Annotated in this window: 9 protein-coding genes and 1 pseudogene; 5 read left to right on the top strand and 5 right to left on the bottom strand. The window is 71.4% G+C overall.

Going from position 1 to position 12,188, the window contains the following annotated elements:
• Positions 1–588: 588 nt before the first annotated feature.
• Positions 589–2,235, bottom strand: coding sequence for a dolichyl-phosphate-mannose--protein mannosyltransferase (locus R6Y94_RS21880; protein WP_318397765.1), 1,647 nt, complete (start codon positions 2,233–2,235; stop codon positions 589–591).
• 147 nt (positions 2,236–2,382) lie between these two features.
• Between R6Y94_RS21880 and rsmI the strand changes: the two genes are divergently transcribed.
• Positions 2,383–3,243, top strand: a complete 861-nt coding sequence (gene rsmI, locus R6Y94_RS21875; protein ID WP_318397733.1) for a 16S rRNA (cytidine(1402)-2'-O)-methyltransferase — start codon at positions 2,383–2,385, stop codon at positions 3,241–3,243.
• A gap of 24 nt (positions 3,244–3,267) precedes the next feature.
• Here rsmI and R6Y94_RS21870 read toward each other — a convergent pair whose 3' ends face one another.
• Positions 3,268–4,377, bottom strand: coding sequence for a hypothetical protein (locus tag R6Y94_RS21870; RefSeq protein ID WP_318397732.1), 1,110 nt, complete (start codon positions 4,375–4,377; stop codon positions 3,268–3,270).
• Between the two features lie 221 nt (positions 4,378–4,598).
• Here R6Y94_RS21870 and metG point away from each other — a divergent pair, with 221 nt between their 5' ends.
• The 4 genes from metG to R6Y94_RS21850 all read left to right on the top strand — a co-directional run bounded on the left by metG (position 4,599) and on the right by R6Y94_RS21850 (position 8,970).
• A complete protein-coding gene (gene metG, locus R6Y94_RS21865; protein ID WP_318397731.1) occupies positions 4,599–6,413 on the top strand; it encodes a methionine--tRNA ligase in 1,815 nt (604 codons plus the stop codon).
• Between the two features lie 75 nt (positions 6,414–6,488).
• A complete protein-coding gene (locus R6Y94_RS21860; RefSeq protein ID WP_318397730.1) occupies positions 6,489–7,349 on the top strand; it encodes an SAM-dependent methyltransferase in 861 nt (286 codons plus the stop codon).
• 470 nt (positions 7,350–7,819) lie between these two features.
• Positions 7,820–8,410 carry a sigma-70 family RNA polymerase sigma factor gene (locus R6Y94_RS21855; RefSeq protein WP_318397729.1) on the top strand — a complete coding sequence of 197 codons (591 nt, stop codon included), beginning with the start codon at positions 7,820–7,822 and terminating at the stop codon, positions 8,408–8,410.
• Positions 8,410–8,970: a hypothetical protein gene (locus tag R6Y94_RS21850; RefSeq protein WP_318397764.1), complete on the top strand. Its 561-nt coding sequence runs from the start codon at positions 8,410–8,412 to the stop codon at positions 8,968–8,970. Before R6Y94_RS21855 ends, R6Y94_RS21850 begins: the two co-directional genes overlap by 1 nt.
• Before the next feature lie 78 nt (positions 8,971–9,048).
• On the opposite strand, the pseudogene R6Y94_RS21845 reads toward R6Y94_RS21850, so the two are convergent.
• The 3 genes and pseudogenes from R6Y94_RS21845 to R6Y94_RS21835 all read right to left on the bottom strand — a co-directional run.
• Positions 9,049–9,244, bottom strand: a pseudogene (locus R6Y94_RS21845) (DUF397 domain-containing protein); the annotation flags it as partial.
• A 234-nt stretch (positions 9,245–9,478) separates the two neighbouring features.
• Positions 9,479–10,777, bottom strand: coding sequence for a DUF6236 family protein (locus R6Y94_RS21840; RefSeq protein ID WP_318397728.1), 1,299 nt, complete (start codon positions 10,775–10,777; stop codon positions 9,479–9,481).
• Between the two features lie 69 nt (positions 10,778–10,846).
• A complete protein-coding gene (locus tag R6Y94_RS21835) occupies positions 10,847–12,133 on the bottom strand; it encodes a hypothetical protein (protein WP_318397727.1) in 1,287 nt (428 codons plus the stop codon).
• Between the last annotated feature and the right edge of the window lie 55 nt (positions 12,134–12,188).

The following is a 12,188-nucleotide window of genomic DNA, read 5'->3' as shown; positions in this document are numbered from 1 at the left end:
CGGGGCCGGTGCGGGTTGTCCGGGAACGAGCGGTGGCGGCCCCGCTTCGGGCCGGTTCAGTTGGCCGGCCGGGCCCGCTCGGTCGGGTGGCTGATACCCGTCCGAGCACTCTGCCCCATACGCCCGTTGTGCTCGGCGGTGCGTGGGTCGGAAATCTGACTTAACACCACCCGTTGTGCCACTGATCCAGGGTGGTTAAGCTCCTTGGTGCGCGCCCCAATCGCCCGCTTCCCCCGTGGCAGGCGATCGGGGCGCGCACCTATGTCCGGGGCCCTTCCGTGTCCCGACCAGCCTTTCTGCCGGTGCCGTCCGCCGTGCCCCGCGCACCGACCACGAAGCGCCCCGGGCAACACCAGGGCCGCCGCGCAGCCGTTCCTGCGGTCGTCTGCGGTCGTCCTGGTCGTCCACGGTGGAACCCGCGCCGGGCGGATCACCGCCGCAGGGTCCACACGATCACCGTGCCGGCGATCCGCCGGGATCGCCGGCACGGCCGAACCCCGCCGACACGGCCGGGTCCGCCGAGAGGGAGCGGCCGGGCGGGCCCGGAGTGTGCGCCGCCCGGCCGTCCCATCGGCTGTGCCGAAGGAGTCAGATCCAGCGGTTGCCGAGCCACATCCGGCTCGACCACTCCGCGTACGGCAGGAGTTGTCCCACGAAGATCGGATAGAAGTAGGCGAAGCAGATCGCCACCAGCAGCACGTACGTGCCGGCGACGATCGCGCCGATCATGCGGCGGTCACTGGTCCGCCCGCCCTGGCCACCGTCGCCGGACGATTCGGCCGGCGGATCACCACCGGCCGGGGTGCCCGCCAGCGCCGGTGCCCGGGCCGGGCCGGTGATCGCGCCCAGCACGTAGGTCACGGCCAGGATCATGAACGGCACCACCGGCGCGACGTAGAAGAAGAACATCGTCCGGCCGTCCAGCGCGAACCAGAACCACGGCAGCAGGCCGGCCGCCACCGGCAGCAGGATGGCCAGAGGGCGCCAGTCCCGCCGGGCCAGGCCCAGCCAGGCGACCGCGGCCAGCGCCGGCAGGAACGACCACCACAGGATCGGGGTACCGAGCAACAGGATCTCCGAGGCGCAGCTCGGGGCCCCGCAGGCGCCCTGGTCGGACCAGTGGAACGCGACCGGCCGGCCGAGCAGTAGCCACTGCCACGGCCAGGACTGGTAGACGTGCTTGTCGTCGAGGCCGGAGTGAAACTTGAGCGCCTCTTCGTGGTAGTGCCAGAGGTTCTGCAGGCTGCCGATGATCGGCGGGCTGGACTGGCCCGTGTCGGCCAGCCAGTTCCGGAAGTAGCCGTTGTCGCTGGCGAACCAGCCCGACCAGGTGGCGAGGTAGACGAGCCCGATCAGCACCCCGGCGCCGAGTAGCCAGAGCCCCTCGTCGAGGAAGGTGTCCCGCCACGGCCGGCGTACCCCGGCGGAACGGCGGGCGCCGACCTCCCAGAGCACGACCAGCAGCGCGAACACCGGTATGAAGTACAGTGCGCTCCACTTCACCCCGAACGCGCAGCCGAGCAGTACCGCGGCGAGCAGCCGCCACCACGGCACCCCGTCGGACCACCGGAACGCCGGCCGGTTGCGCCGCCCCGGCTGGCTCGGGTCGAGGCCGGACTCGATCGCCCGCAGCCAGCGCTTCCGCCGGACGTCCCGGTCCACCACCAGGGCGCCGAACGCGGCCAGCACGAAGAACATCAGGAAGATGTCGAGCAGTGCGGTGCGGGAGAGCACCAGGTGGAAGCCGTCCAGCGCCATCAGCAGCCCGGCGGTGCAGCCGAGCACTGTCGACTGGAACATCCGGCGGGCGATCCGGATCAGCAGCAGGACGGAGAGCGTGCCGATCGCCGCTGCGGAGAACCGCCAGCCCAGCTCGTTGTAGCCCCAGATCTGCTCGCCGATCGCGATCATCCACTTGCCGAGCGGCGGGTGCACCACGTACGCGGCGGTATTGTTCTTCTCGTCCCATTCGACGCCGCGCAGCAGCAGGTTGTGCGCGTCGGTGGCGTAGTAGATCTCGTCGAAGATCTTGCCCTTGGGGTTGCTCAGCCCGACGAAGCGCAGGATGCCGGCGATCAGCACCACCACGGCGGTGGCCAGCCAGGACCACGGTTCGAGCCGGGCGTCGAACGGGGCCAGCCGGCGTCTGATGATCCCGGGTACGCCCCCGTCGGGGCGCTCGGGGCGCTCGGTCGTGGCTGTCCCGGCCGGGGTGGCCGAGACCACCTCGACCATCGGGCCTGCCGCCGGCCCGGCGGTGCCCGGGCTCTCGGTCTGCGCTGTCGACGCCAGAGTCACCCCGTGATCGTAGGCTGCGATGGTGTGAAACGGGGCACGACGCTCGCTATGTGCGATGACAGGTATCGATGAAGGAGCCAGTCGGTGGAAAAAACGCCCGGTAACGGCCGGCTGATCCTGCTCGGGGCGCCGCTCGGAAACCCCGGCGACGCCTCGGCGCGGCTGCGGGACGCCCTCGGGCAGGCCGACGTCGTCGCCGCCGAGGACACCCGCCGGCTCACCCGGCTGGCCCGCGACCTGGACGTCACCATCACCGGCAAGATCGTGTCGTACTTCGAGGGCAACGAGGAGCGCCGTACCCCGGACCTGGTCGACGCCGTCCTCGACGGCGCGCTGGTGGCGCTGGTGACCGACGCCGGGATGCCGAGCGTCTCCGACCCCGGCTACCGGCTGGTCCGGGCCGCGCTCGACGCGGGTGCCCCGGTCACCGTGGCGCCCGGCCCGAGCGCGGTCACCACCGCGCTCGCCCTCTCCGGCCTGCCCACCGACCGGTTCTGCTTCGAGGGGTTCCTGCCCCGCACCGGCGGCCCGCGCCGGGCCCGGCTGCGGGCGCTCGCCGCCGAGGAGCGGACGCTGGTCTTCTTCGAAGCGCCGCACCGGGTGGCCGGCGCGCTCGCCGACCTGGCGACCGCGTTCGGCGCCGATCGGCCGGCGGCGCTCTGCCGGGAGCTGACCAAGACCTACGAGGAGGTGCTGCGTCGCCCGCTCGGCGAGTTGGCGACCTGGGCCGCCACCGGCGGGCCGCGCGGCGAGATCACCCTGGTGGTGGCCGGTGCCCCGGCGGTCGCCGCGCCGCTCCCGGCCGTCGCGGACCTGCGGGCTGCGGTCGCCGACCTGGAGGCCGGGGGTACGTCCCGACGCGACGCCATCACCGCGGTCGCCACCGAGTACGGCCTGCGCCGCCGGGACGTCTACAGCGCCGTGCACCCCCCGGCGTCGAGCTGACGCGCCGGCCGACGCCAGCGGGGGTCAGTAGGCGCCGGCCAGGAACCCGGCGGCGAGCAGCAGCGGGCCGGCGACGCTCACCAGGGCCGCGGCGTGCCGGGCGCGCCGCTCGACCAGTCGCAGCGCCCCGCTGGTCCAACCGGCTCCCACGCAGCACAGCAGCACCATCCCGAAGCCGAGTATCCAGCGCAGGTGCAGCAGGCCGGTGCCCGCGCCGACGTACGCCTTCCCGCTGTCCGCCCCGGTCATCCGGGCCGTGATCCGGCTGCCGAACTCGCGGTGCGCCGCGCCGACGTCGACCAGTCGGATGTCGTGGACCCGCAAGCCGCCGCTGTCGGCGCCGAAGGTGCCCCGGCAGTGCTGCCCGAGCCCGCGCCCGGTGCAGGTCTGCACCGTCGCCGTACCCAGCTCGCCGTGGCCGACGGCGAGCCAGAACGGCTCGGCACTGACCCAGGCGAAGAAGCTGACGACCAGGGAGCAGAGGATCACCCCGGCGAGCCCGAGCGCCGGGTTCCGCGGCGGCTTCGGCGGTCGTGGCACCCGCCGCCGGGTCGCGGTCGCGTCCGGGTCCTTCGGCCGGCCGTACCAGGTCCGGGGAGTCGGCTGCACGGGCGTACCGTCCCAGTGGACCTCCTCGATCGGCAGCCAGAAGTCGTCCTCCTGGGCGGTTTCCGGATCCGTTCCCGGTGCGGCGGTCGGTAGCGACCCGGTCGGTCCGTTCCAGGTCGGTGCGGTGGCCCGGGGCGCCCGCCGGGGCAGCATCGCGAGCGGGGCGCCGGTGGTCGGCTCGATGCCGGACGGGCCGGCGAGCGTGCCGGGGGCACCGAGCCAGGCGGAGCCGAGTGCGGGTGTGGCACCGCGGAACGGTCTGGCCGGCGCCGGCTCGTACGCCGGGGCCGGCCGCTGCTGCGGCGCCGGTCCCGCCTCGGCGGCCGGGTTGTCGGTGGCCTCGGCGGGCTGGACCGGCCCGGTGGTTGGTTGCCCGTCGGCGGGTACGGGCGCGGCCCCGGCCGGTGCCGGTGGACCGGGCTGGACGGATGTCGGTGGATCGGGTTGGACGGGTGCCGGTGGACCGGACTGGGCCTCGGAAGGGCGCGTTTCCGCTGCTGGCTGCCCACCCTCCTGGCCCGTCACCCGTCCATTGGACAACGCTGGCCGGACTCGCCCAGGCAGCCGCACAGGCGTGTCGAAGGAGAAAAAAGTCGGATATCAGTCTGAATATTGGCAGGTTGAGTGATCTTTCCGCTAAACACCCGTCGATGCCCGGTCTCCAACCAAGCCCCTACCGGCGCCGTCGGCCCGGGGTACGGCGTTGGTTCGCGGTAGTCGGACGGTGGTCACTAGGCTTGCTTCTCATGAGTCACGTTCTCGCGGCGGTTGCCTGGCCGTACGCCAACGGCCCGCGCCACATCGGCCACGTCTCCGGCTTCGGGGTCCCCTCCGACGTGTTCAGCCGGTACATGCGGATGGCCGGGCACGACGTACTCATGATCAGCGGCACCGACGAGCACGGCACGCCGATCCAGGTGCAGGCGGACAAGGAGGGGGTCACCCCGCGCGAGCTGGCCGACCGCTACAACCGGGTGATCGTCGAGGACCTGCACGGGCTCGGCCTCTCCTACGACCTCTTCACCCGGACCACCACCCGCAACCACTACGCGGTGGTGCAGGAGCTGTTCGAGGCGCTGCATCGCAACGGCTACATCGTGCCCAAGGTCACCATGGGGGCGATCTCGCCGTCCACCGGCCGTACCCTGCCGGACCGCTACATCGAGGGCACCTGCCCGATCTGCGGTTACCCGCACGCCCGGGGTGACCAGTGCGACAACTGCGGCAACCAGCTCGACCCGATCGACCTGATCGATCCCCGATCCAAGATCAACGGTGAGACACCGCAGTTCGTCGAGACCGAGCACTTCTTCCTCGACCTGCCTGCCTTCGCCCAGGCACTGGCGAAGTGGCTGGACAGCCGGGAGGGGTGGCGGCCGAACGTGCTGCGCTTCTCCAGGAACCTGCTGGACGACCTCCAGCCCCGGGCGATCACCCGGGACCTGGAGTGGGGCGTACCGATTCCGCTGGAGGGCTGGCGCGACCGCAGCGACAAGCGGATCTACGTCTGGTTCGACGCGGTGATCGGCTACCTGTCGGCGTCCATCGAGTGGGCGCGGCGCTCCGGCGACCCGGAGGCGTGGCGGCGCTGGTGGACACCAACGGACGCCGACGGCTCCACCGGCGGAGACGCCCGGGGCTACTACTTCATGGGCAAGGACAACATCGTCTTCCACTCGGTGATCTGGCCGGCGCTGCTGCTCGGCTACGACGGCGAGGGCGACCGGGGCGGTGAGCCCGGCGATCTGGGCCGGCTCCACCTGCCGACCGAGGTGGTCTCCAGCGAGTTCCTGACCATGGAGGGGAAGAAGTTCTCCTCGTCCCGGCAGGTCGTGATCTACGTACGCGACTTTCTGGCCCGGTACGACGCCGACGCGCTGCGCTACTTCATCGCCGTCGCCGGGCCGGAGAGCCAGGACACCGACTTCACCTGGGCGGAGTTCCTGCGCCGCAACAACGACGAGCTGGTTGCCGGCTGGGGCAACCTGGTCAACAGGTCGATCTCGATGGCCGCGAAGAACTTCGGCGCGATCCCGCCGATCGACCCGGCCGGGCTGACCGAGGCCGACGAGGCGCTGCTCGCCACCGCCAGGGTCGGGTTCGGCACCGTCGGCGAGCTGATCGAAAAGCACCGGCAGAAGCAGGCGATCGGCGAGGCGATGCGGGTGGTCGCCGAGGCCAACAAGTACCTCTCCGAGCAGGCCCCCTGGAAGCTGAAGGGTGAGACGGACAAGCCCCGGATGGGCACCATCCTGCACGTTGCGCTCCAGGTGGTCAGCGACGCCAACACGCTGCTCACCCCGTTCCTGCCGCACTCGGCGCAGCAGGTGCACGAACTGCTCGGCGGGACGGGTGTGCACGCGCCGATGCCGTCGATCGTGGAGGTCGACGACCTGGACGGCGGGCCGTCGTACCCGGTGTTGACCGGGGACTACACGGTCGGGGCACGGTGGGAGTCGGTACCGGTCGAGGCGGGGCGGGCACTGGCCGCGCCGAAGCCGGTCTTCCGCAAGCTCGACCCGTCGATCGTGGACGAGGAACTCGCCCGACTCGTCGGCTGAGCCAGCCGGTCGGGTACGATCCGTCTTTCCACTTCCCCCGAGTCAGAGACGGTTGTCGATCGTGGAGCTGGTGTCGTGACCGCGCCGAATGACGGAAGCAAGCCTCAGATCCGGCAGGACCTGCCCACCGCGGCGCGGATGTACGACTACTGCCTCGGCGGCAAGGACAACTTTCCCGTCGACCGGGCGGCGGTGCTGGCCGTGCACAAGCAGTTCCCGGAGGGCGTGACCGAGGCCCGGAACAACCGCCTGTTCCTCTACCGGCTGGTGCGCTTCCTGGCCCGGGACGCCGGGATCCGGCAGTTCCTGGACATGGGCAGCGGACTGCCGACCCAGGCCAACGTGCACCAGGTGGCCCAGCAGTTCCAGCCGGACGCGCACGTCGTCTACGTCGACAACGATCCGATCGTGTTGGCACACGGGCGGGCGCTGCTGGCCGACGACCGGACCACCACCGTGATCGCGGCGGACATGACCGAACCGGAGCGGATCCTGGGCGACCCGGATGCGCGGAAGCTGATCGACTTCTCCCGGCCGGCCGCCGCACTGTTCCTCTCCATCGGGCACTCCATCGTCGACGACACGTTGTTGGGTAACATGCTCAGTACCGTCTGGGGAGCGCTCGCGTCCGGCAGTTACCTCGCCTTCTCCCAGGTGTGCGGTGTCGACCAGGCGACGGTGGACGAGGGCAACGAGATGACCAAGCGGCTCGGCCTGGCCTGGCGCAACCGCACCACGGAGCAGGTCGTCGAGCTGATGCGCGGGTTGACCGGGGCCGAGTCGGTGGAGCCGGGCCTGGTGAAGGTCGTCGACTGGCGTCCCGACCCCGACCAGCCGAGGTTGGCGCATGTCGACGAGCCGCTGCGGCCCTATCTGGAGTCGCCCCCGGAGAACCAGCGCTCCATGGAGTGCGGCGTGGTGTTCCGCAAGCTCTGACCCACCCGGTAACTCGGGGACGATGTCCCGCCAAGGGGTGTCCCCGTCGAAGGCTGTCGAGCTGCCCCGCTTGTGCCCCCGGCACCACCCGTCGGCGGCCGACGAGCTTCCCCTGGATACCACCCCCTCGGCGGCCGACGAGCTTCACCTGGACACCAGACGCGTTATCCGGCACCGATAGCGCATCTGGTGTCCAGGTCACCGGTCCGGCGTCGGCTGGGACCAGTGCCCACAAACGTCTGCGCCTGCTCCACCGCCGGTTCGGGGCGCCCGACGAAGAACCGCGCGCTCCCACATGGCAGCCATGGCAGCTTTCTGCCCTGCCTGAGCCCTCGGCCAATCCGCCCGAACCGATCAAGCTGAAACAACCGACCCGGTCCCCGGCATAGCAGAGGTGGAGGAAGACCACGACCTGGGAGGGACACGTTGGTGGACGAACACGTCCGAAGGCCGGCCGGAACGGGGCACGGGTGAGGACCGACATCGAGCTGCTCGTGGCCGCAGACCACGACGCACACGCCTTTCGAGAGCTGTACGACCGGTACGCGCAGGCGATCCACGGGTTCTGCCACAGGCGCACCGGCGACCACGAAGCGGCACTGGACCTGACGGCGGAGACCTTCGCCCAGGCGTGGCAGTCGCGGCACCGGTTCGTCGACCAGCGGGCCGGATCGGTGGGACCGTGGCTGTTCGGCATCGCCCGCAACCTGCTGCTCCGGGCGGTACGGGACCGGCGGATCCAGGCCGAGGCGAGCGCCCGACTGCAGGTACGAACCGATCGGGCCGCCGTGGCCCCGGAGCAGAGCTGGCTCGACGGCCTGGACGCGGATCTGGAGGCGGCGCTTGCGTCGCTGCCGGCGGCCCAGCGCAGCGCGGTCGAGCTGCGGATACTGCACGACCAGAGCTACCAGCAGATCGGCGACGCGCTCGACTGCTCACCCGGCGCGGCCCGGATCCGGGTCTCCCGTGGACTCGCCGCTCTGCGCAGCCTGCTCCAACCAACCAGACCAACCAGACCAACCAGACCGACCCGGGCGACCCCGGCCAGGAGGGCATCGTGATGACGAACGACCTGCACCCGGACCTGGTCCGGCTCGGCAACGAACTCGAACACGCGGTCGGCCGGGAGATCGCCGCCAATGGCCGGGGACAGCGGAGCCGCCGGCTCTTCGGATCCCGGGCCGCGTTCCTGGCGACCGTCACCGCCGGGGTGCTGGCGGTCGGCGGTGGTGCCGCCTTCGCCGCGGTGGCGCTGCTCACCCCGGAAACCGTCAGTCGAGGCATGCCGGGCGCGGCCGAGATCTTCCAGGGGACCGATCCGACGTGTACGACCGAGGACAACGTCGTCTTCACCTGCACGCTCGACCGTGCCCCCAACGACCCGCTACCCGACCTTTCCCGGATTCCGGAGGCGAAGCGGCCCAAGGGGCCGATGGTCCGCGACTTCACGGATCGGAAGGAGGCGTTCACCGACGAGCAGGGCAACGTCGCCGGCGGCTGCGTCGGTGAGGACGCGGCCGGCCTGCGCTGGACCTGCTACGCGGGACAGCGGGCGGTCGACGAGGGAATTCTCAGCGAGGGTGTACTCGGCGAGCACAGGCCCACGCCGGTCCGGGGCTGATCGCCAATCGAGAGGCGCGTGGCGGGCGGGGTGCCGTTCGGTGCATCGCCCGCCACCCGCGGTCGTAAGTCGCAGGTACTACCGCTGCGGGTGCCGCCGGACGCCCCGGACGAACTGGCGCCAGGGGCCGGAGGCGAAGGTCAGGATCGACCTCCTCCTGCATCCGGGCCAGTGGCCGTACAGGTCCTTGCTGTCGCGTACGGCGACCAGGTCGGCGAGGTTGTCGGCGACCTCGACGCAGTCACCTTCCCCCGCTGCGGGTGCTCTTGCGCCAGGGCCGTGCCGGTCGGCTCGGTTCGGTCGGTCATCGTCTCTTCCCTGCGAACGCTCTGATCACGTCGTTCGATTCTGCCTCCGGAAGGGCGAGCTGGGCGAGGTCCTTCCAGATGGCGTTGTGGGCGTCGATGTCTTTCGGTCGATCCAGATACCTGAATCGCGCGGCGCCCACGCACCGCGTCCGACCTTGCGCTCCGCCGGACTGCAAGGGGAGGTTGAGAAGGTTCGGCGGTTACCGGCGGCGGCTACGTCGCTCGGGGACTGCTCGCCGGATGGCGGACCGGATCTGCGCGACGGCGTCGGAAGGGCCCAGCTCGTGGCGCAGCTCCAGCAGATAGCCGGCCGGGTGACCGGCGACGACCTGCCTCCGCTGGTCGAGCGTGCTGCTCACCGCCCCGATCAGGCATCCCGCCACCACGCCCGCGCTGGTGACGACCGGCGGAACGTGGACGGCGTTGGCCAGCACGCCCAATGCCGCCGGTGGCGCGAGCGTCTGGAGACTGAGTACGGCTCGGACCGGCACCAGGCCGAGCCGACCGAGCGTACGTTCCATCTCCTCGAGCGGATGGGCGATCCGGCTCTCCACGTGGTTGCGGAGCTTGGCCGCTCGCACGTCCGGGTCCCGGACCTCGCTGATCGCCACGAAGTCCGGGGTGAGCGAGTCGAGGAATTCGCGGTATTGCAGCAACTGCGGCAGCAGCCTCCGTCGCGCCTCGATGATTCGCTCGACCGGCACCTCGGCGAGGTCGCGCGGCAGCACCGTCTCCAGGGCCAACACCGCGAACGCGTGGCTGTAGTCCGTCGGGTCCTCCGGCGCCGCGTCGGTCTCCTCGCCGAGCAGGACCCGGGCCATAGCCTCGACCGTCCAGCCCGAGATTCCGGCGGAGGCCAGCGGCTGGTCGGTGATCGGCGTCATCCCGTTCTCCCGGGCGACGACGTCAGCCAGGATCGCCAGATACAGCCGGGCCAGGCGGCGGTGCGCCGCCAGGTCGGCGATGTGCAGCACCTTCCCGTCGGACGCGCGCCGCCACTGGTAACTCCGCGAGATCAGCAAACCGGCCTCTGCCAACCGATGCGCCAGCCCGTACGACAGCTTGCCCGGATGAATCTTCTCCAGCCGGGGATCCGTCGACAGGAGTTCGTCGTACACCTCCCAGGTACGCAGGGATTCGAGACCGAGTGCCTCGGCCCCGTACCGTGGGGTCAGCTCGTCCTGGTGCCGGTCGAGGAAGTCGAAGAACAGCGCGTCGACCTGGTCCTCGGTGCCCACCCGCCGGGCCCACTCGAGGTAGACGTCATCCACCCTCTCGAGAACCTCGCGGTCCACCCAGGACCGCTCGCCCCACCCGGGCCGTACGTCGATGACGAAGTCGAGTTCGTCCCGGAGCCGCTTGACGGTGTCGGAGTCGCGCAGGTTGTAATAGCCGGACGGACGGATCCGGCCGAGCTGGGGCCAGTGCAGGGCGGCGGCCTTCACCCACTCGTCCGCCGGGAGGTGGACGTATGGGAAGTAGAGGGCGACATCACTCACGGGGACCACAATGCCCGCTCGGCGCCACACCCGGAAGTCGAGCTGACGAGTCCTGAGACCGACGCTCGCTCAGATCTCGTACGGCACGTCGAGGAGCTGGTCGTGGGTCACCTCGACCAGCGGTGCCCACGCCTCGTAGACCCCGCGCTCGTAGCACTGCGCGCCGAGCGCCGCGACGTTGTCCGGGTCGGGCCGGCAGAGCCGTACCCGCAGCCAGCCGCCCTCCTCGCGGAGCACCAGGCAGCGGGCGTCGCGCCAGACGACGTACCGGGCCCGGCGGGTGAGGGCATCCACCGGGTAGCGGGCCGCCCTCGTCATCGCCAGCACCCGGAACTCGCCGGGCGGGTCGGCGACCGCCTCGTGCTCCTGCCCCCGGTATCCGCCGATCAGCAGGGTGGACCGGATGGCGTCGCTGGTCGAGACGTACTCCTGATCGGGGGAGACCCCGGGCACCGCGGCCAGCAGGTGCCGCCAGCGCGGCCCGGCCATCCGCAGCCAGCCGCGCTGTTCCGGCTGGTACGTGTAGAGCACCACCTCGTCCCCGTCCGGGGTGTGCGCCAGCAGGGCGGCGTTCGCCGGCAGCGGCAGGTCGGCGAAGTCCCGGGTGACGAACTCCGGGATCAGGTGCCGCCCGCTCGGGGTGAACCCGGTGCCGAGCACCGGCGGCCCGACCCGGTCGTGCGGCGGCATCGTCATCAGACCCTGGTGTTCGGGGGCCAGCGGTGCGACGTAGTCGATCGGGTCGGTCGCCCGCCAGCGCAGTAGGTACGCGACCTCGGGCACCGCCCGGCCCGCGTCCGAGTCGGTACGCAGCAGCATCTGGTCGGCCGGGGTACGCAGGTGCGCCACATCGTACTCCCGGTAGCAGAAGCCGTACGGCAGCCAGCCGCGCAGCAGGAAACCGGCGAACTGCTGGGCGGAGAGCGCCTTGACCATCTGGCTGCCCCGCTGCACGGTCGCCGACTCGCGTACCGAGACCAGCACCGGGTCCTCGGCCGCGGCCGGGCTCTGGCTGAGGCCGTGGATGTCGGTCCAGCCCCAGACCCGGTGCAGCGGTGCGGTCAGCGGGGTGTCCGGGACACCGAGGCCGTTCGCCCGCTCGCCCGGACCGGCGCCACCGCCGGTCGCCCGGCCGTCCGGGAGTACCCCGACCTCGCTGGCGTGCGCGTACCGGTGGTACGGGTAGCGTGCGTCGGGACGGCGGTCCCGCTCGAAGCCGGGCACGGGCTCGGTGCTGAACAGCTCGTAGGCGGCGCCCCGGGCGAGTTCCTCGGCCGGGTGCACGGCTGCGCCGTACCGGACCCGGAGTCCGGCCGGCGTCTCGGGCACCGCACTGGCCGGCGGGGACACGCTCACCGCGCCGACGCTAAGACCGATCCGTACCGGCCCGGTGAACAGAGGGTTACCGGCC

It is taken from the genome of Plantactinospora sp. KLBMP9567, from assembly GCF_033446045.1.
In the GTDB taxonomy this organism is placed as follows: Bacteria; Actinomycetota; Actinomycetes; order Mycobacteriales; family Micromonosporaceae; genus Plantactinospora.
Note: the sequence above shows the minus strand (reverse complement) of the source record. Positions and strands in the feature narration are given on the sequence as shown.